The following is a 17,749-nucleotide window of genomic DNA, read 5'->3' on the forward strand; positions in this document are numbered from 1 at the left end:
ATTAGGGATTGAAAACTTAGAAAATTTCCCAGTGAGTGCGATCGCACTCCCCCTGATAGAATGAGCAGGGGGCTGAATCCCTATCAGGGATTGAAACTAAGAGGGCTTATTTGGATGGGTATGTCGGCGAATCCCTATTAGGGATTGAAATGCAGATGACAAATGCCCAATACATATCATGCTCTCTCGCGCTGCCCCCACCAGCGTAAATGCAAATGTGGTAGTCAGCGTAAAGCTGGTGGCAGCAAAATGCTTGGGCTTCTTCAAGGGTATGTGGCGCTTGCATTACGATTCATCATCAGAGTCTTTTTTCCAAGCTTGCTCTAAGTCAACCTGGAAACCTTTGGCAACCAAAGATTCAAGCATATCAAAGAATTTATCTGCCATCTCTTCTGATGAAGCGGTGATTTGCACTTCGATAATTTTGCCCTTTAGTCTGGCTTTGACAAAGTTTTTGGTATTCATCTATTTTATGAATTATTAGGGTTCCTAATAGTATTGCAAGTCCTGATACCATCAAAATTTTTGATACAAATTTGGACTGTCTATCGTCCATTGAAAATTCAATCTTTCTGCTCATATTTTTGACAACCATCCAAGTCTTAGTCTCTTATAAAAACTGGGGGTATTCTTATTACGCCACACCCCATGATTTGAGTACCGCCGCCAATTTCTAGACTGGTGTGCCTGGGTATGACAGCGATCGCACAATCCAAATAAATCCACCCCAGCCTTATAGGGCCCAAAATAACAAGTGTGATGGGTGCAAGTGGCGGCGCGATCGCACAGCACACATTTACCACCAGTAGTCCGCCGCACTTCCCAAGAAATCTCACTCCAGTTTTTCTGGTGCAATTCCTGTGATCGCAAATCGTACCGATCATTCCACTCTGAATTTGAGGGCTGTGCCACTTCCCATCACCTCCCCAATTCCCATTGCAGCCAGCCGAGCAAACCACTGCCTAACCTCTTCTGGCGTTGACTGAGCAATTTTCCCACGGTTGCGATCACGCTTGATATCCCGCGCCGCCACCCAATCCCCCTTCTTGCGTTTGGCGTACTCAGCTACGATCCGCAGTTCTTCAGGGAGCGAGCGTATGCTCTCTTCCCAGTCAGCTTGCTCTACTAAATCTTCAATGGTTTCAACCTCAGTCTCCCTGAGTTCCATCTCCTGACCAAAGGCAAAAGCATTGGGCGGTGGCATCTGAGCAATGAATGGCATCTCGTTTTGAATTGCCACCAAGCCAAAGTATTGTTCCTCCGGCTTGTCGATGCCTTGCAATTTCCGTTGCCGCACCAATGCCAGCCGAGCGTAAATCTGTTGTCTGAGTTTGGTTTTCAGTTCCCTTGTCAACCTTAATTCGTCCAGCCCTTTGAGGGACATTGCAGCCCCCAGGAAGAACCGGGTGGCGTTATCTGCATCAGGGCGCTGCAAACCGTAATTAGAAATGTTGCAGTTAGGCCCGATTGCGATCGCAAGATTTTTGGTACTTCTCCCTGTCCAAAAGGTGTCCTTCAGAGGCTCTGAGAATTCTTTGGCGTATCTCTCGTGAAGCCCTGATGCTTCATCGATAGCCCAAATAGTGGGAATTCGCTCTGGTAAAGGTAGCTGATAGTTGGGGTCTGAAAATAATTCATCGTCGATTTCTTCAGCTGCTGCTTTGGCTTCCTGTAAGCGGCGGTTCACTTCTTCGCCCATGTCAGTTACACCCGCGATCGCACTTTCCCAGCCGCGATAGTTTGGTTTGATTCGCTTTCCGCCAATAATCCATTCTGAGTCGGGGAACTTCGGATCAATAATTACCAGTTCGGGCGGTATGCCGTAGACTACCTCTAACTCTTGCTGGGCACAGCAAATCAAGTTGGATACCAATACTGATTTCCCGCTACCCATAGCCCCATGAATTAGGCAGCTGAAGGAAACGCGAATGGCACGGCGGAACCAATCGGGGTCGTCCGGTTCGATGACGGCGGGTAATTCTTTCGGGTCATCGATGACATTAGCCAACAGGGATTCTTCGGTTTCGTATTTCGGACAAAATCGAAATTCCCAAATACACTCGTCCTCGTCCCACTGGATAGCCGGCTCACCCAACTTTACCAGTGAGGCAACCTCCTTAGACAACCCCTCCAGCTTCCTGGCATACCCAGGTTCAACTGCAATCGGCTCTAATTCTACCCAGATGCTAACCTCACGCACACCGGGGATTTTTTGAAACGCCACCAGTCGGCAATAGACTTGGTTTTGCTCCAGAGCATCCAGTAGCATTTGGGCAACCCACGCCGCGAACCCTTGTTTAGGATCTGGCCTGTTCGCCATCCGCATGACTTTCTGCTGCAAACCAGCGATAGTCCCTTCACGGAGGCGAATTTCCGCCATGTACTGCTCTGCCTGCTGCTTGAGAAGCTGTTTATAATGCTCCTCAGTTTCTGTCAGCAGTTCTCGCAGTTTCCCTTCAGCTGCTAGTAGTCCCTGTTCCCACTCTTGCAACTGAATGCTTTTGGCTTGCAGTCCTTCACGGAGGGAGACAAGGGTGCTGGCTTTTTCCTCAATCTCTGCCAGTCTTTCAATAGCTGTCTTTTCCACCTCACCCAAGGCAGTCTCGCGCCACTTTGCTCGGTGGGCGGATGCTATTAAATCGTTACGTCTTGGCAGTCCGGGAAGTTTTCTCAGCACCCAAACTGAACCGCAAAAGCTTGCGATCGCAGTCGGCAACAAAACCGCAGGCTCCCACATCCCCACCGTTAGGGATGCAATGCTCATCGCTTCCACAAATATCCCAGTCCGTAACCCAGGACTGCTACCAAAATTACGCATGACTTAAGCCATATTTCTCGATCGCTTGGATTGATTTCTCCGTAGTGCTTTTGCCAGTGCCACCAGCCATATAAGGCGAGAGAGAAGGCTGTGAGCAAAAGAAAAAGGTGCGGTTTGATAATGAGAATCAATCTTCCCAATATCACCGCACCACTGAAAACTACTGTGTAAAGGGTCAGCCAATACATTTGAATTTGCTACACAATCATGGTGATTTCAGCCGGCGGGATTAGCCCTGAGATATTCTGCATCAGGTCTGGAAGTCTAACTTGCACCTCAATGCCGTCGAGTTGACGTAGGACTGTTTGGTGGGTTAGGTCTACCCGTTTGACCTTGTTGGCTGTGATTAGCTCCTCAAGTTCCATCCTGGACTTAATCAAGTTCTCTCGTTTCTTTTCCAGTTCGACATTCTGGCGCTCGATTTCGATTGGGATAGCTGCGATCGCAGTCCTCGCTTCATTCCGAGAAATGCGGTTCTCCGCAACGGCGGACTGAAACTTATTCCACGATGTCGAAGCTTTGGTGAGTGCTGTACCAGCTGCTACCTGTGCCTGTCCCGCTTCAAATAGTTTCTGATGAGCGACGTGCTTTTTCTTCAGCGTTTCTTGTTCGGCGGCTAGAGTATCCCAAGCGTTGCCGATGTTTTTGTATCTGGCAATTTGCAGGTCTTTCTCTTGACTAGTTACTCCCCCAGGCGAGACTGTCAACGAGCGATTTTGTGGTCTGGCGGGGTTGGTGTAGTTGTCTCCTGTGGTCAGGTGTAATCCTATTACGGTGGTGTTGGTTGCGTCTTGCATAATTCAATGATTTCCCTGTAGAGTTGTGCTGCTTTGTCAAACGTCTCTCGGTTCTCCCGCTTAAATCCCTCCCAAGAATAAGGCTGCATCGCTTGATTTCTCTCGCCCAGTGCGAATTGGATAGAGCATAGGGTTTCTAATTTTTCCCTTACTGCGTCGCACTGGATTATCCGGGTTCTCTCCTGTGAAATTGCCTCCTGTGGTTGTATTATTCATCCTCCTCCTCATCTTCGTGAATCGCTGTTCCTATGACCGCGTTACCCAAGAAACTGGATATTGCCACCAGTGAGCCTCCTACACAACCGTTTTTTAAACCCTGCCAGTTATAAGCCCTAGTCACGTTTAAATTTACGTTGGCAGCGATAATTTCAATCCCATAAAATCCAATCGCCGCTGACCCCAAGAAACTTGCACCCCAAAGAGACGTTATTGCACCAGCGCGGAAAATGTCGGCGATAACTCCTCTTATTTTGGTGTTATGCACTCCATGATTCTGCTTCGTTCGTGTGCGATCGCTTCTTGTTGCCATACTGCTTTTTGACTATCCATAGATTGATGTACTTTGAATAGAACCCCACCACCCGCAGCCAGGACTAAAGCCACGAGTCCAAGTCCTAGCATGGGGATGATACTTTGATTGCTTGAGGAAGTGGCGGGGCGATTGGTAGCAAACACGGGCTGCCAGCCAATCATGTTGGTGCTGTCAACTTCTGGGTGTGGATGTGGCTGCTGCATACCTTGGGTTCCTAGCAGGTAGAGGAAGATGTACCAGTTGATTCGCCAGAGGAGGGCAGCGCTTTGATTTCTAGCGTTCGCCCCTCCAGTAGCGCCTGGTGTTGTGCCTCCAAAGGGGATAGCATTCCTCCAGAGAAGTGAGCAAGGACTTCTGGCGTAATTCCATAGTCACCAGCAGCATAGTCTTGCATGAGTAGCATCACAGACGTGGAAGCGACAACTTTTTTCATGCTCTGCTTCATGTCCACCGACAGCGACATGATCGTGTCGTTCATCTCACTGCCACCCGTTTGTGGCTGCTGCTGGTCTGTTGGTTGGTCGCCAATTTTGTCGCCGGCTCTACCTGTTCTACGATTGGTTTGAGTCATATTTCTCCCAAAATTTTTTCATGTGGTTTACAATTTCCGCCTTTGCCCTGCCTTTGCGTCGTTCCCTAATCAGTTGAGCGTATTGGTATAAGCACTCTGCCGAATCTCTCTCGTAGCCGATTGAGTAGAAGTACCACTCAAATCTGGGCACGCCTTCTTCAATCAAGTCATTGCGATAACGGTCTAGTGTGCTGGGTGAAATTTCTAGCACGCTGCACATCTGCGCTTTGGGGAAAAACACTATTCCAGGGGCACGATCATCTAAGGAAGTCGTGGTTAATTCTTGAGTTCTCATTCACGAATTCACTGGAATTTACTCAACTTTCAACATTAAAAAACCCGCCTCTTTGGGCGGGATTGAGAGTTAGCGGCTGCCCTTAAAATCCCTGTCAGGGATTGAAACGACGTTTCCCACCCAGGGCGGCATCCAGGGAGTTGCGATCGCAGCATCTTTGGATGGAATGGTTAAATTCGGCAGGCGGTGACTGCCGAATTCATTATTGGACAATATTCACTAAAACCTTGTATCTCCCTTCCAGGGCGGCATCGACGTAATGCTTGCTGTGGCAAACTACCTGGCGGGTTCTTGTTACTGGTTCCTATGTTTTTGAATTGGCAGTGGGGGGGACTTAGCCCCCGCCCCTTAAGCCGCCCTGACTTGGCGCTCAACGCGGAACTGGAACTGCTCTACCGCGATTTGGTGTTTACATTTCGCCCCCCTCCAGTGGCAGTCTCCACATTCACAGCGATCGCGCGGGTCAATTTGCCCTGGTCGCACTGTGTAGTGGTTAGCCTTCGACTTCACCACATACGCCCCACCGTGTACCTCCGTTACTTCCACCTGGGTTGAACCTTGGGCGCGGATTGCCTTGTGGTCAACCAGAAACGCTTTTTTGCTCAGGAAGGTGGAACATCTACGACCGCCTTTAACCGTGTAAGTCACCTGGATACAATTACGAAATTCGCGGATTGCTTCAATCTTGATTGCGAAAGGGAGTAAACGGAGAGCGGCGGCTTTGGTGTAGATGGTGGACATGGTAGGTCGGGGAGGGGGTAGTGAGTGGGGAGTGGGAAAAATTCTCACTGCCCTTATGAATATAAATATACGCCAGACTAATATCTAACGTCAAGACTTCTCACTACTATTTATAGTAGACCAAAGATAACTAATATTATTCAAAACCATATTTATATATGTTTGACCTAAAAATATGAGCAAGTAGTATACTAATAGGTTTATCAATACCATTACTATTATTGAGGTGTAGGCTTTATGGGTAATGCAGTGATCAGGTGGAAACTTAATGAGGTTATGGCTAGGAAGAGGATCAAAAGTAAAGACTTGGCTGAACTTGTAGGGATTACAGAAGTTTCGCTCTATCGACTGCGAAAAACAGACGAAATGCCTCGACTTACACCTGAGCGATTGAATAGTATTTGCCGATTTTTAAATTGCCAGCCTGGAGAATTACTAGAGTACGAGCCTGATTTACCGGATGGAGATTTGACAGAATCAGAAAAACAACTAACGGGCAAGTAACCCTTTGCGATCACACCTCTCTCCCTGCTCCCTGCCCCCCTGCCCCCTCCCTATAAATGCGATCGCATTCCCAATGCCCCATGCCCAATGCCCATTCTCTAATTACCTATGAAATACTATCAACTCCCAAATTCATTACATAGGTAATTAGAGAATGCGATTGATGCGATCGTAATCCTTGGGAAAATTTCACACCTACCCAGTAAAACCCCAATGGTAAAACCTCGAACGCTATTAGGTGCGCGGTGTTCGTCTAAGTCAATGGCTGAAATCGTCTTGGATGCTCACAACCAAGACAGAGCAACGAGCGCATGGTTGATGAGTCAAACTTTACGCTTTTGATTTGAGGAGTGTGATCGCACTGCTAACTCATTACTCCTGACTCATTACTCCTAACTCATTACTCAGGTCTGCGATCGCACTTCTTCAGCTACGAATTACGAATTACGAATTGATTGCGATCGCCCCCCATGCCCAATGCCCCATACCCAATGACTACAGAGGTTCTCCACAAGTTTGAACCCGTAACATATCAGGGTCAATCCTTAAGTTGGGATTTAAACTTGTGTCCTTTGAGATAATCAATACCACCTGCCCATTCTCTACTAATGCTGGGGGTCTACCTGCTCGTGTATTGTATGCTCCCAATTCAGAGTACCTACCCCCGTAAGTTCCGTTCTTGTTGAAAATACTACCTTCTTCATAGGGGCTACCATAGCTACCATATCGATTGCAGATAGATTCCTGTGCATAGCGATCATCACTTACTAGTCCCAGATAAGATCCATCACCACCCATAATTACCATCTGAGCATTTGCAACAGCAGGTGTGAGGGTAGCGGCGAGTGCAATGCAAAATACAGAAAGCTTTTTCATGGAAGAGGAGATGCTAATGGCTTCCTCCAGTGTCAATGCCTGCGCTTGATGTTGCCCTCAGAAAAAGCACCTTGAAACTGTGAAGATTCTGCCAATGTTCAATACCCAATGCCCAACACCCAAACTACCTATGTAATAATGCAGAGTTTATAAAGATATTACATAGGTAATTTTGTGAAATCTATGACTAAAAAGCAACGACTTCAAGAGGAATGGCAAGATTTTGAGAAAGCAGTCGTACCTAAAAACGCCTCTGCTCTTCAAAAGCAAGAAATGAGACGAGCCTTCTATGCTGGAGCGCTCATAATGTTTTCACTTACAAGAGGACTTGGATCTGATGATATCAGCGAGGATGAGGCATTTGAGGTATTTGGGGGTCTTGAGCAGGAGCTTAAGGAGTTTCACTCTAATGTTGGTATTAAATATTGAAGGGCGCTTACAAACTCAACAGATTAACCGCCCGTTTCTTCGCGGCATCACCCCGCCTATCATACTTGGCAGTGGTCGCTGGGTCGCTGTGCCCAAGTAGATTTTGCACGGTGACAATATCTACAACACCTGTATCTAATAAGTCACCAGCAAAAGTTCTTCTAAAATCATGGGGTGTGAAATTGCTAACACCTGCGGTTACACTCCGCGTCAGCATGATAAACATCACAGCTTGATCGGAAAGCCGTCGCCACACCGGGTTACTAGATTTACTAATGGGGAGTAGCAACGGGCCAGGGTCATCACCCCTAATTTTTACCCAATTTTCCACAAGTGCGATCGCGGCATCTGGGAAAAATACAATTCTGTCCTTGCGACCCTTCGCGCCTCTCACCTTCACGCTGCCTTCAGTTGGGTCAAAATCCGACAAATCCAGCTTGACCACCTCAGACCGTCGCAGCCCAATTCGCAACACCATCAACATTGCGGCATCCCTAACACCAAATATTGATTTATCCTCAACGCAGACATTGAGTAATTTTCCCAGTTCATCAGCAGAGAGCGATCGCCCCTTGAGCAAACCAGATGCCTTTACCCGCTTGATATCGCTAGCCTTGGCGTAATCCTCAGCCGACATTTGCCCCAAGCGCTGCGCTTCCTTCAATACCCGCCGCAGCGCTGCCAGCATCTTGTTTGCAGTTGCAGGGGCGTGCTTTTCCATCAACGTGCTGCGAATCGCCATTGTGTGCTGATACCGCAGCAGCCCCCACGGGCAGGTCATCGCGTCGCAGGTGTCATTAGTGGCGAGAGTTGCGATCGCATCCAACGCCTGTCTCATAGTGCGGCGGCTGCCCGTGCCCAACGACGCAAGATAAACAGCAGCCGGGTTATTGGTCAGTGCCGAGGTATTGCTTTCAATCAAAGCAGCTTCTTCCATGTTCTAAGCTGCCCTAACTCCAGTACCTACACTGAGTTATTTTTGTAACCTTTATTCAGACAATTGAATATCAATATATAAACTGATTATGGAAATCAACGACAGTAAGGGCTGGGCGACTATTAGACTAATTTCTGCTATCTGCAATAAAAACCCTGAGCGACTATCAAAGTTGAGTGAAGCCTTGACCACCTGCTACGAGCAAAAAGAAATCTCCGAGATATGGCGACGAGCGAAGCTATTGCTAACCATAGAAGATATTTGCTGGCTAGAAACCACACTCAATGAATTAGCTCTGCAAGCAGCAAGCTAGGGCAACTTAGGGTATAGTTCATCACTTACAGCAGTGGAGTCCTTCAAGCAGCCCGACGAACAATGCCCACTAACTTGTCCCAACCGCAGACGGGATGATGGTATTACCCTGGTTTTTCAAAAAGACCGGAAAATTTATCTAGATCCATTTGAGATACTGCTGTGGCTCCTCCTTGCTCTCCCAGTAGGAATCACCATGAAGGATGCCTGGGCGGGTAACTTGGCTTTCCGTGAATCCATAGAACGGATTGCCATGATATCTGGGCTGGGAGGAGTGATTAGATTTTCCCCCACCGAGCGAGTCAGCTATTTCTTGTCCAATTTCTATGTTGGGAAGAAATAAGATGTGGTCACAAAATGGCTCGAACAAATACATCGGTGGGTCAAACAACTCCTCCGTCCGCGCAAAAAACGCCGTGCTTACTCAAAAATCCTTAAGCGATGGGATGGGAAAAACTGCGCCGTTTTGCGAATCAAACGCGAAACTTCAGGAGAAGTCGCCACCTATAGAATTATTTCCGCCTACGGGCAATTTGATTACCTCATCACCCTTGATCGTTTGCGAGAGTTGCTTTGGGACTTGGTTGGGGAATTCGATGGCTTCCCCATCCGCATCCCACCTGTGGGTTATCAGATCAACTCTCCGCTTACGCATCGGTTTGCAGTATTTCGCATCCAACGCAATGGCAACATTCATCCCATTGGTATTTGGGATGTTGACTTGCAAGGATTTGGAATTGGAAGCAGCACACTTAGAGAAGCTGCGCCTTTTCGAGCCGTTCTTGGTGTTGCCCTCCATGCCCTCAGAATTCCACACCACAAGAAGTTCCCATCATTAAGCTGGGATAGTCAGCTTGAGCGGTTGGATTGGTTGGGCTTGCTCAAAGAGAGGATTTCCCAAGAATTACAAAATCCAAACCACAACCTCAAGGCTTGCGTTGTCCTACCCGACACTTAACACAGCACTGAGTAGTAAAGGTTTGACATCTTTGGCTTTGATACCAGATGCGATCGCAGCCCGCCGCACTTCTTTAAGTGGCTGTCTTTCAAAAAACAGCATCTCCAATAGCTCGCGGGTTACATCGTCAAGATTGGCTAGTGGTAACGGTTCTATGGCAGAAGTATTTTCAGTCTGCTTATCATTAGTTGATAAATGAACTTGCAGTGATAAAATCCTTTTTGCAATCTGGTCATCAATGTAGAACTCAGATGGTTCCCGCGCTGTAGCCCTGAGCAAATCATCAAGGTCTAAAGGCAGACGGTTAGCACAAGCAGCCTTAGCTTCTCTCCATTGCCATTCGCTGCATCCGAGTGCGTGAGCCGTTTGTTGATCGCTCAGATGCAACTTACGCCCCCGTTGGTATAGAGCTTGGAGTGATCGCGGAATCCGAATTGTACTTGACTTGTCTCTGAGGTAATGACAAATCTCACCCTTGATATACGGACAAGCAAATGAACTGAACGCATTGCCTCGGTCTGGGTCAAAGCGTTCGATCGCTGTCACCAATCCTATTGAGGACAGTTGCAGTAAATCTTCAAACGGTTCTTGGCAGCAGTTTTTAAATTGATGGGCAATCTCACAAGCTAGCTTGTAGTGGTGGTTGAAGATGTGATCGCGGAGCCGCCGCGTTGGATTTTTCCGATACTCTTTAAATAGTTCAAACATCAATAGTCTCCCCCAATCCTATAACCCTATGATTCCCACGGAGACTAGGCTATAGGGCATCGACAGACTTTATTTTTAGCTGCGGGAATTGCGATCGAGTTTCAACTCTAAGTGCCAGAAAAATTTTGAACTTGTTTTTGGGGCTGAAAACTTGGGGTTTTCATATCGCTGTGGAATTGATGACAGCAACCACAGTATTTGTGAGTGATATCGTTTTGGTTGTGCGAAATTTTCCCACACTGAGGACATTGAATTTGTTTGCTCATGTCTTAGTTACCCCTGATAAAAGCGAAGTGAGAACATCTATCCAATATCAATTGGTGGCATCTCTGGGATTCTAGGTGGCAATGGCTCATCAAAAGATAATTGGTTAGGCAGATGTTTTACTAACTGCATCGCCCATGCCTGCGGGTCTTTATCTCGGTTTAAATAGGCAATCAATAGCTCCCTATCTTCAAACACCAAACAGTCTTCCTGCTGTTGGGCATCAAAATATATAGGCAATCCAATAATCGGTAGGCAACCCCGATCATCTGCTTTTGGGAAGTGGTTCATTATTGCCTCTTTCAGTGCTAGGCGAAAAACCACGCCGCAGGGTATCGGTTCAGGCTGCTGTTTAAAATCATCAACAAGCTTTTTTAGTTCATCAAGATTTAGGCTCATAAGTATTGGACGTACTGGCATTTACTCGTCATCGTCATCTCTCTCTTGTACTGCCACATCGTCTAAAACAGGGACAATTTTTCCTGGCTTGAATGATATTGGTTGTCTTGCAAAAGCCATATCTTCTTCCAGTTTTCGTAAATATTCCCACGTTGCCTTGTTCCACCTTGCATCTGCGATCGCGTTATGTTCACCTTTCTTCTGTTCTGGCAGCTTGGGATTGTCTAGTTGGTCACACCACTGCTTGATGTCCCTACAATACATTGGGAACCCTTTTGGTAACTCCATCATGGTTCCAAACATCTGACAGAACACAACCCAGTCGTAGTCAGCGTAGTAACCCCAGAACTCAGGCTTGGGTGCATCATTGCGAAGTGCAAACGCTGGCTTTTTTCCAAGCCCCAAGTAATCACACCCTAAAAAGATCGCAACTTCTTTAGCCAAATCGGTGCGGTTATACCAATTATTTATAGGTTCGCCGTGGGTTAGGCTGGGCAGATCGCAAGGACGAAATGGTAGTTGAGCTAAAACATTTTTCTTGACCCAATTATTAGCTAGTTCAAAATTGCAATTCCAGTTGATACCGTAAAATTCACGCCCATCTTCACAAATAATACCAATACTAATTAGGTCAATTGTCTTGCCGTCTTCAATGAATTCGGTGTCCAAAAAATATTTCATATTAATACCAAATCCATGAAACATTGACCCAATTCAAATGCTGTGGACTATTGAGCGATCGCGCATAATCATAAGCCTCAGTCATGCGGCTAGCAAAGATTTTGGGGGATTCTTCGGATTCCCATTCCGATTGTGTCAATATAAATCGTCTTGTCAGTTCTCTCTGTGGTAAAGCCGGAATTGCACCTGCCACTACTTCCCAGCAGCAACGAGCAACGGCTAATTTGTGCAGGTTCAAATGGGCTTGATCTGAGATCGCACTAGCAGCATTTACCCAAGCTTCCTGGATACTTTGTGGGAGATTTTCCCATTCAGGCATGGGTAAGCCTTGATAGTTTCTGAAGTCTGTTGTTCGACCGTAGGCAATATATGCTTTTTTCGCTAATTCTTCATTCATAAATTACTTTTGAGAACCGTAGTTCTCAATTGTAATCGGCGATACCTGCTCTGGGGGCAACTTAGGACAGAGTTAAGTTCCCACCAATATGCCAGGAATAAACACATCAACCGGCTCTAGAAGCAGTGAAGCACCAAGTCGGTTTTTGCAGCAAAGAAACGATCCATCCACCTTACTGAGGATTTCTCAGCAAGCGGCGAATCAAGATGCCTTATCACAGTCTTACCTGGGAAATCAAAACCAAGATGCTGCCTATACTCGATCGCGCAATGCGAATATTGATGCTGCCAATTTAGCCGAACGAGACAAGCAGAATGATTTTAATCGCCGGATGCAGGAAAAGGACTGGGATGCAAAGCAAGCAGGCAAAACTATCACCAGCACATACAAAGTTGATAACTCAGCGACAAACAACTTCAATCGCCAACTGCAAATGCAAGAGGCACAATCAGCAGCCCAAGAGAGGCTAGCTACACTGTCAGGGAATTCTGGCCAATCGACTTGGAGGTGGTTTTAATGGCCACCTTCAGCTTTTCTGCTACTAGCTTGGTGAAAGACCCTAGAGCCAATGCTCAACAACAAGCGGCTGACCGCCTCAAGCAATTGCAAGATATCTGGAAAGTCGGGTTTGATCAGCGGCAGCAAGAAGCCCAGACCAATGCCTCTAGAGCCTTTGGGTATCGCCAACAAGAATCGGAGCGCGACTTTGCTCAACGTACAAGCCTTAGTCGGCAGGATTTCGATCAAAATCGCACCATGCAAAGCGAGTCTGCAAGCCAACGCCAAGCTCTTAGTGGTCAGGAATTCAATCAAAATCGCACTTTGCAGGGGGATTCCTTGAGTTCACAGGAACGGCGAGATACAGCCCAAATTGCCGCCCGTGAGCGAATGCAGCAGGCGGGCTTTGGGCAGGATCGTGATATGGCTGGGCTTCGTAGCCAAATAAAACAACGTGAAAAGTCTGAGGATCGCACGGCTGCGATCGCAGCTTTCCGCAACAGACGTTAACTCTCACCAACTCTAGGTATCTGTGACTAGGAACACCCCACAACACAAGGTGGATCAAGTGCGCTCAAGTATGAGTGCCGAACGGCTGCGGGAATTTGATGAATTTTGCAAGCACAACCGCAACACTACTGCCATTCGGCAACTGCTGGAGGAGTGGGGGTACAAGGTTTCTCAGTCAGCTGTACAAAATTGGTATCGGGCATTTTTCCCAGTGGGAGATGAGGCGAGAAAGTTCAATGCCCTTGCGATCGCATTCTCTGGTGTGGAGGTTGAGGATGCTTTACAAAAACTGCTGATCATCAATGCCAATCTCATTGACGATTTGATGAAGGCTTTGGATGAACGTGGTGGGATGGGGGAGATGAGGTTAGAGCAATTGCTGGTGGCAGTCCCACAATTGTCACGGGAGGTTCGGGCTTGTGCGGAGGCGGTAAATAGCTTTAAGTATGTGCGCGATCGCAAAGCTTTGGAGACGGCGGGGGCGTATCGGGCAATTCAAGAGTTGAGACTAATCTTTACCGACACGCCCTTTGAAACAGCACTAGCAGAAGCCGCTACCGGGGTACTCACGCGGCTTGAGGAAGAGTAGCCGCCGTGGATTCCCTAAACTGTTTGCCAGGACTAAAGGCAGGGACGATGGTAGCTGCAATAACCATTTTTTCGTTTGTCTTGGGGTTGCGCCCTTCACGTTCCTTTCTAGCTCTAGCTTCAAATGAGCCAAACCCCACAAGGACAACTTTCCCTCCGGTGGAGACTGTCTCAACAATGGTTTCGAGGGTGGCATTCAATACGGTTTCAGCTTGCTTTTGGCTGATTCCAGCTTTGGTTGCTGTGGCTTGGATTAACTCTGCTTTATTCATAAGTAAGTATGGCTACACGAGTCTATAAGCAGTATAGAGACAAAGCGCGTAATGCTGCCAGGGTAGCCACTATTGCCGCGCGATCGCCGGAGGCTTTACAGGCTTGGAATGATGTTGCTTGCTTCGGTGAATATGTAGCGGGCAAAAAGGCGGCGAAGCATCACCGTAATTGGCTAGAAGAGTTAGTCACTGGGAAAAATTCACAAGCACTAGGATTAATCGCTGGCGATAACCTCAGCATTCTTGCACCAAGGGGAAGTGCCAAGAGTACCTGGATCGCAATTTGGGTGGCGTGGGTGATTGGTCACAATCCCGGCATTCAAATTATTTACGTCAGCTACTCTGAGTCGGTAGCGCTGTCGCGATCGCGGATTATCAAGCGGATTATCAAAAGCGCCAAGTACCGAGAAGTTTTTCCCCACGTCCTGCCGGGACAAAGATGGAGTGATACCGACTGGGAGATTAGGAAAGACTTTGCAGGTGTAGATAGCCTTGACAGCGATTACACCTTTTACGCCACAGGTATCACCGGTTCAATCACCAGTCGCCGCAGTGACTTGGTGGTATTTGATGACATCATCAAGTCATCCGAAAGCATTGAGAACCCGGATGTTAGAGAAAAAATTACTACCAATTACTCGGAGGTTATCGACCCGACATTGAAGCCTGGGGGACGGTTTGTGAATATCGGTACTCGCTTTCGTGCCGATGATATTCATTGCACGGATTTCACTCCAGCCAAGGGATGGAAATTGATCGAACAGCAGGCAATTATTGATGACGAAAACGGAGAAGAGGCAAGCTACTGGCCCGAACGTTTTACCTTAGAAAGCTTACAAGACCGAAGAGAACGCAAGCCGATAATCTTCTCATTCCAATACCAAAATCGGGTAATGCGGTCTAGCGAAACCTCCATCGATCCACTTTGGATTAAGTATGGTGAGTTTCCTGAAAAATTCGATTCGCTGTGCATTGGAGGTGACTTATCAGCCTCACTCAGAGAACGAGCCGACTACACAGTATTTGTTTTGGGTGGACGAGTTGGCAACCAATTCTATATTCTCGACATCCGGCGGGGTCGATGGAGCGGCAATATTGAAAAACTCGACCAAATTATTGAACTGTGGCAAGACTGGGGAGAACTTTCGACGATGCTGTGTGCCGAAGCTGTGGCTTATCAAAGTTCTCTCAAGGGCGATTTCACTCACTACCTGGTGAATGAAAAGCAGATTTTCAATATTCAATATCAGCAGCCCACCACCAAAGGGGATAAATTACAACGGCTGCGCGGGGTGTCGGGTTTGTTCCAAAATGGGTTAGTCACGTTCAACCAGTACCGGATGATGGGGCGATTGGTTGACGAACTGATTAATTTTGGGGCGATGGACAAGGATGATTGTGTGGATGCTTTGGTTTACTGCCTTGTCGGGTTGATGGGACGGCGTAAACTGGAAGTTGGTTAAAACTTAAATTTATGGAATGGAATAAGCCTATACCCTTGCCAATTCAAGAGGAAATTGGTATTGCAGTAAGAAATCAATTGTTCAATTTGCCAGTAAACCTTTTTCTTGAGTGGCATGAACCTAAATATATTGATAGAAGATGGTTTATTGACGCAAGTAAGCATATTGATATTCCGCACCCTGAATACTGGCAACAGTAACTCTAGTTTTTGGGAAAATTTCTCTATGGGTGCGTAGGCATCGCACCCACAAAGCATAGGCTGTAGCTGGATTACTGGAAGTCGCTGGTCAAATTCCGCAACTGTTCTAGTAAACTTTACTAGAATACTGCGACTAGTAAACCCTATGGACAGCATTGACGAAACAGCACAACCATCACCACCAGGGGGAATTGACCCGCGCGAGCTACCATCTTGCTCGCTAGACAATCGAGCCACTCTCCCAAGAGTGCCAGCAATCTACTTTTGTCTGGGAGCGGATGACCAAATTCTGTACATAGACTGCACGGTTAACCTGAACCAAAAATGGATTGCTAACCAGCAGCACACTCATCTTGCAGCGATACCCAACGTTCGGATCGCGTGGTTGTTGGTGGATGAACCAGAAGAATTGCAGAACATCAAACAGGCAATGATCGATCATTGGGAGCCGCAGTTTAACAACTGGCGGTATAAGCTGCGCCTGATTGAGGATTTGACCATTGACGGCTGGCACGATTTTCAGAAGGTACAGGGAATTTGGGCAATATACCGGGATGCTGTGATGCCAACTCCTGCACCCAAGGAAATTGCCGATGCTTATCGCAAAGTGATGAGGGATAAGGCGAGGGAGTTCAAAAAAGTTGAAGCCCAAGAGCGCCGCCAACGCATTGAGCAACTGCGAACTGAAATACAAGAACTAGAAAACCAGGGGTTTGTACCCCCAGCGGGGTGTCACCTCAGCACCTATAAAGTCAAAAGACCCTATGGCACTTATGAATACTGGAAGTTGTGGAGTCACCACCCAGTATTCCCGATGCGAATGAGTGAGGGGCAAAAAGCCTTTTGGCAAAGTCAGGGTAAAGATTATCACAAAGATAGAAAGGTCAAAACCATGCACCTTGGGATAGGCTGTAGCACCACCTACAACCTAGCTGTTCAAGGACTTCAGACCCGCAAACGCATTGAAGCGTTGCAAAGGCAAATTGAAATACTTCTGTCGAGTTTGGACGAAGAATGAAAGTATTCTAGTAAAGCTTACTAGAACATTTTCGTGTGTTTGCCAGAAATTGATCTATTCTCTATGGTTGTGTAGATTGGAAGCCCTTAGATCACGCTACTATGCCAAACAAGATTTGTATTGTCCAGTCTATAGCTTTAACCCAAGTTCCATCATTGCTACAAGAAGTTGTACCTAAGCGTTGGTTATTAGAAAACACAAGCTTTTGGGATTTTTTGTTATTTGATTTTACAAAACAAATAGCATTACTTTGTTGGATTTTTTTAAGAAGAAGGAATCTTGTTGATATTACGTATCGTAGGGTTACTGGAGAGATAGAAAGAGTTTCCATTGATTTAGATAAAGATATCGTCGAAGCCACTTGGCGATATGTTGAAAGTTACTACGTTTTCAAGAACAGGCTTCCAAAATATATTTTTATGGGGTATTCCCATTTTAGAAATCTTAGATCCAGCCCCCAAGAAATTTGTTTTACAATGCCTTACGACCACGAAGCCGCCTTACGTAGCAACAAGCCAGGTGTTAATCCTAGTCATTGGTTTAGAGGAATACGCATTATTGTAACTCCTTGGATGGATGGGGTTTTTGTTTGGGATGGTGAAGAGTAATGAAATACAAATTTCATCTTCGTAATATAGAAACTATCGCACATGGTCACAACATTTATCACACACCCAAATTAGATCCAACATTTTGAGGGCTGAATACTTACCGCACTTAAAGCAGTTTCCTTCAATTTCAACTTTTTGGATCTTAATTTTTATTTTCATCTTTTTGCTTGAAATGAGTCTGCTTGACTGCGTAATAAATTATCTTTAGTTATTTCTGCCTCTTCTCTTGAGGTGAAAAAGCGGTCTGTGGGAAAATTTCCAGTTTTCGGTTCCCAGATCAGGTAGATTCTCCTGATCCGAGTTCGAGTAGGAGTAGGACATTCAACAATCTGAACAGGAGTAGCACATTCAATAATTTCGCACATATTCT

32 protein-coding genes are annotated in these 17,749 nt (G+C 46.6%); 13 read left to right on the forward strand and 19 right to left on the reverse strand.

Annotated features, from left to right (window positions below; genetic code table 11):
* Positions 1 to 285: 285 nt before the first annotated feature.
* From RMZ41_RS03025 to RMZ41_RS03075, 11 genes are all read right to left on the reverse strand, one after another.
* Positions 286 to 465 (reverse strand): hypothetical protein, encoded by a 180-nt coding sequence (locus RMZ41_RS03025; RefSeq protein WP_322644320.1) that lies wholly within the window; start codon positions 463 to 465, stop codon positions 286 to 288.
* A 111-nt stretch (positions 466 to 576) separates the two neighbouring features.
* Positions 577 to 912, reverse strand: coding sequence for a hypothetical protein (locus RMZ41_RS03030; RefSeq protein WP_322644319.1), 336 nt, complete (start codon positions 910 to 912; stop codon positions 577 to 579).
* Positions 881 to 2,818, reverse strand: a complete 1,938-nt coding sequence (locus tag RMZ41_RS03035; RefSeq protein WP_322644318.1) for a hypothetical protein — start codon at positions 2,816 to 2,818, stop codon at positions 881 to 883. Before RMZ41_RS03035 ends, RMZ41_RS03030 begins: the two co-directional genes overlap by 32 nt.
* Positions 2,761 to 3,006: a hypothetical protein gene (locus RMZ41_RS03040; RefSeq protein ID WP_322644317.1), complete on the reverse strand. Its 246-nt coding sequence runs from the start codon at positions 3,004 to 3,006 to the stop codon at positions 2,761 to 2,763. The genes RMZ41_RS03035 and RMZ41_RS03040 overlap by 58 nt, the downstream gene beginning before the upstream one ends.
* A 9-nt stretch (positions 3,007 to 3,015) precedes the next feature.
* Positions 3,016 to 3,615 carry a hypothetical protein gene (locus RMZ41_RS03045; protein ID WP_322644316.1) on the reverse strand — a complete coding sequence of 200 codons (600 nt, stop codon included), beginning with the start codon at positions 3,613 to 3,615 and terminating at the stop codon, positions 3,016 to 3,018.
* A gap of 60 nt (positions 3,616 to 3,675) precedes the next feature.
* Positions 3,676 to 3,831, reverse strand: coding sequence for a hypothetical protein (locus tag RMZ41_RS03050; protein WP_322644315.1), 156 nt, complete (start codon positions 3,829 to 3,831; stop codon positions 3,676 to 3,678).
* Entirely contained in the window at positions 3,824 to 4,099 is a 276-nt protein-coding gene (locus RMZ41_RS03055; protein WP_322644314.1) for a hypothetical protein, read from the reverse strand. Before RMZ41_RS03055 ends, RMZ41_RS03050 begins: the two co-directional genes overlap by 8 nt.
* Positions 4,081 to 4,350 carry a hypothetical protein gene (locus RMZ41_RS03060; protein ID WP_322644313.1) on the reverse strand — a complete coding sequence of 90 codons (270 nt, stop codon included), beginning with the start codon at positions 4,348 to 4,350 and terminating at the stop codon, positions 4,081 to 4,083. The genes RMZ41_RS03055 and RMZ41_RS03060 overlap by 19 nt, the downstream gene beginning before the upstream one ends.
* 11 nt (positions 4,351 to 4,361) lie before the next feature.
* Positions 4,362 to 4,580 (reverse strand): hypothetical protein, encoded by a 219-nt coding sequence (locus RMZ41_RS03065; protein ID WP_322644312.1) that lies wholly within the window; start codon positions 4,578 to 4,580, stop codon positions 4,362 to 4,364.
* Between the two features lie 118 nt (positions 4,581 to 4,698).
* Positions 4,699 to 5,013 carry a hypothetical protein gene (locus RMZ41_RS03070; protein WP_322644311.1) on the reverse strand — a complete coding sequence of 105 codons (315 nt, stop codon included), beginning with the start codon at positions 5,011 to 5,013 and terminating at the stop codon, positions 4,699 to 4,701.
* Between the two features lie 348 nt (positions 5,014 to 5,361).
* Positions 5,362 to 5,802 carry a hypothetical protein gene (locus tag RMZ41_RS03075; protein ID WP_322644310.1) on the reverse strand — a complete coding sequence of 147 codons (441 nt, stop codon included), beginning with the start codon at positions 5,800 to 5,802 and terminating at the stop codon, positions 5,362 to 5,364.
* A gap of 189 nt (positions 5,803 to 5,991) precedes the next feature.
* On the opposite strand from RMZ41_RS03075, the gene RMZ41_RS03080 reads away from it, so the two are divergent.
* Positions 5,992 to 6,258, forward strand: coding sequence for a helix-turn-helix transcriptional regulator (locus RMZ41_RS03080; RefSeq protein ID WP_322644309.1), 267 nt, complete (start codon positions 5,992 to 5,994; stop codon positions 6,256 to 6,258).
* 213 nt (positions 6,259 to 6,471) lie between these two features.
* A complete protein-coding gene (locus RMZ41_RS03085; RefSeq protein WP_322644308.1) occupies positions 6,472 to 6,600 on the forward strand; it encodes a hypothetical protein in 129 nt (42 codons plus the stop codon).
* Positions 6,601 to 6,753: 153 nt separating this feature from the next.
* On the opposite strand, the gene RMZ41_RS03090 is transcribed toward RMZ41_RS03085, so the two are convergent.
* Complete coding sequence (locus RMZ41_RS03090; RefSeq protein ID WP_322644307.1) at positions 6,754 to 7,134, reverse strand: hypothetical protein; 381 nt, start codon at positions 7,132 to 7,134, stop codon at positions 6,754 to 6,756.
* A gap of 183 nt (positions 7,135 to 7,317) precedes the next feature.
* On the opposite strand from RMZ41_RS03090, the gene RMZ41_RS03095 reads away from it, so the two are divergent.
* Positions 7,318 to 7,563 carry a hypothetical protein gene (locus RMZ41_RS03095; RefSeq protein WP_322644306.1) on the forward strand — a complete coding sequence of 82 codons (246 nt, stop codon included), beginning with the start codon at positions 7,318 to 7,320 and terminating at the stop codon, positions 7,561 to 7,563.
* A 7-nt stretch (positions 7,564 to 7,570) separates the two neighbouring features.
* Here RMZ41_RS03095 and RMZ41_RS03100 read toward each other — a convergent pair whose 3' ends face one another.
* Positions 7,571 to 8,500 carry a tyrosine-type recombinase/integrase gene (locus tag RMZ41_RS03100; protein WP_322644305.1) on the reverse strand — a complete coding sequence of 310 codons (930 nt, stop codon included), beginning with the start codon at positions 8,498 to 8,500 and terminating at the stop codon, positions 7,571 to 7,573.
* Between the two features lie 88 nt (positions 8,501 to 8,588).
* Between RMZ41_RS03100 and RMZ41_RS03105 the strand changes: the two genes are divergently transcribed.
* The 3 genes from RMZ41_RS03105 to RMZ41_RS03115 are packed head-to-tail and all read left to right on the forward strand — an operon-like array spanning position 8,589 to position 9,770.
* Positions 8,589 to 8,813, forward strand: coding sequence for a hypothetical protein (locus RMZ41_RS03105; RefSeq protein WP_322644304.1), 225 nt, complete (start codon positions 8,589 to 8,591; stop codon positions 8,811 to 8,813).
* Between the two features lie 33 nt (positions 8,814 to 8,846).
* The gene (locus RMZ41_RS03110; protein ID WP_322644303.1) at positions 8,847 to 9,155 is read left to right on the forward strand and encodes a hypothetical protein; all 309 of its coding nucleotides are present in this window, start codon (positions 8,847 to 8,849) and stop codon (positions 9,153 to 9,155) included.
* Positions 9,156 to 9,158: 3 nt separating this feature from the next.
* Positions 9,159 to 9,770, forward strand: a complete 612-nt coding sequence (locus RMZ41_RS03115; protein ID WP_322644302.1) for a hypothetical protein — start codon at positions 9,159 to 9,161, stop codon at positions 9,768 to 9,770.
* Here the strand turns inward: RMZ41_RS03115 and RMZ41_RS03120 are convergent.
* The 4 genes from RMZ41_RS03120 to RMZ41_RS03135 all read right to left on the reverse strand — a co-directional run bounded on the left by RMZ41_RS03120 (position 9,756) and on the right by RMZ41_RS03135 (position 12,219).
* A complete protein-coding gene (locus RMZ41_RS03120) occupies positions 9,756 to 10,478 on the reverse strand; it encodes a sigma-70 family RNA polymerase sigma factor (protein WP_322644301.1) in 723 nt (240 codons plus the stop codon). The two genes, RMZ41_RS03115 and RMZ41_RS03120, sit on opposite strands and share 15 nt — an antisense overlap.
* A gap of 303 nt (positions 10,479 to 10,781) precedes the next feature.
* Entirely contained in the window at positions 10,782 to 11,141 is a 360-nt protein-coding gene (locus tag RMZ41_RS03125; RefSeq protein WP_322734404.1) for a hypothetical protein, read from the reverse strand.
* 21 nt (positions 11,142 to 11,162) lie between these two features.
* On the reverse strand, positions 11,163 to 11,810 hold the full coding sequence (locus RMZ41_RS03130) for a 3'-5' exoribonuclease domain-containing protein (RefSeq protein ID WP_409874702.1): 648 nt from the start codon (positions 11,808 to 11,810) through the stop codon (positions 11,163 to 11,165).
* 13 nt (positions 11,811 to 11,823) lie between these two features.
* Positions 11,824 to 12,219 (reverse strand): hypothetical protein, encoded by a 396-nt coding sequence (locus tag RMZ41_RS03135; RefSeq protein ID WP_322644298.1) that lies wholly within the window; start codon positions 12,217 to 12,219, stop codon positions 11,824 to 11,826.
* An 88-nt stretch (positions 12,220 to 12,307) separates the two neighbouring features.
* On the opposite strand from RMZ41_RS03135, the gene RMZ41_RS03140 reads away from it, so the two are divergent.
* The 3 genes from RMZ41_RS03140 to RMZ41_RS03150 are packed head-to-tail and all read left to right on the forward strand — an operon-like array spanning position 12,308 to position 13,816.
* On the forward strand, positions 12,308 to 12,736 hold the full coding sequence (locus tag RMZ41_RS03140; protein ID WP_322644297.1) for a hypothetical protein: 429 nt from the start codon (positions 12,308 to 12,310) through the stop codon (positions 12,734 to 12,736).
* Positions 12,736 to 13,227, forward strand: a complete 492-nt coding sequence (locus RMZ41_RS03145; RefSeq protein ID WP_322644296.1) for a hypothetical protein — start codon at positions 12,736 to 12,738, stop codon at positions 13,225 to 13,227. Before RMZ41_RS03140 ends, RMZ41_RS03145 begins: the two co-directional genes overlap by 1 nt.
* Positions 13,228 to 13,249: 22 nt before the next feature.
* Positions 13,250 to 13,816 carry a hypothetical protein gene (locus RMZ41_RS03150; RefSeq protein WP_322644295.1) on the forward strand — a complete coding sequence of 189 codons (567 nt, stop codon included), beginning with the start codon at positions 13,250 to 13,252 and terminating at the stop codon, positions 13,814 to 13,816.
* Here the strand turns inward: RMZ41_RS03150 and RMZ41_RS03155 are convergent.
* Complete coding sequence (locus tag RMZ41_RS03155) at positions 13,794 to 14,087, reverse strand: HU family DNA-binding protein (protein WP_322644294.1); 294 nt, start codon at positions 14,085 to 14,087, stop codon at positions 13,794 to 13,796. The genes RMZ41_RS03150 and RMZ41_RS03155 overlap by 23 nt on opposite strands.
* An 8-nt stretch (positions 14,088 to 14,095) precedes the next feature.
* Between RMZ41_RS03155 and RMZ41_RS03160 the strand changes: the two genes are divergently transcribed.
* The 4 genes from RMZ41_RS03160 to RMZ41_RS03175 all read left to right on the forward strand — a co-directional run bounded on the left by RMZ41_RS03160 (position 14,096) and on the right by RMZ41_RS03175 (position 17,376).
* The gene (locus RMZ41_RS03160) at positions 14,096 to 15,550 is read left to right on the forward strand and encodes a hypothetical protein (protein WP_322644293.1); all 1,455 of its coding nucleotides are present in this window, start codon (positions 14,096 to 14,098) and stop codon (positions 15,548 to 15,550) included.
* Positions 15,551 to 15,561: 11 nt separating this feature from the next.
* Positions 15,562 to 15,750: a hypothetical protein gene (locus RMZ41_RS03165; RefSeq protein ID WP_322644292.1), complete on the forward strand. Its 189-nt coding sequence runs from the start codon at positions 15,562 to 15,564 to the stop codon at positions 15,748 to 15,750.
* A gap of 145 nt (positions 15,751 to 15,895) precedes the next feature.
* On the forward strand, positions 15,896 to 16,768 hold the full coding sequence (locus RMZ41_RS03170; RefSeq protein WP_322644291.1) for a hypothetical protein: 873 nt from the start codon (positions 15,896 to 15,898) through the stop codon (positions 16,766 to 16,768).
* Positions 16,769 to 16,869: 101 nt separating this feature from the next.
* The gene (locus RMZ41_RS03175; RefSeq protein WP_322644290.1) at positions 16,870 to 17,376 is read left to right on the forward strand and encodes a hypothetical protein; all 507 of its coding nucleotides are present in this window, start codon (positions 16,870 to 16,872) and stop codon (positions 17,374 to 17,376) included.
* Between the two features lie 158 nt (positions 17,377 to 17,534).
* Here RMZ41_RS03175 and RMZ41_RS03180 read toward each other — a convergent pair whose 3' ends face one another.
* On the reverse strand, positions 17,535 to 17,744 hold the full coding sequence (locus RMZ41_RS03180) for a hypothetical protein (protein ID WP_322644289.1): 210 nt from the start codon (positions 17,742 to 17,744) through the stop codon (positions 17,535 to 17,537).
* Positions 17,745 to 17,749: the final 5 nt, after the last annotated feature.

The organism is Nostoc sp. DedVER02 (assembly GCF_034530675.2).
Classification (GTDB): Bacteria; Cyanobacteriota; Cyanobacteriia; order Cyanobacteriales; family Nostocaceae; genus Nostoc.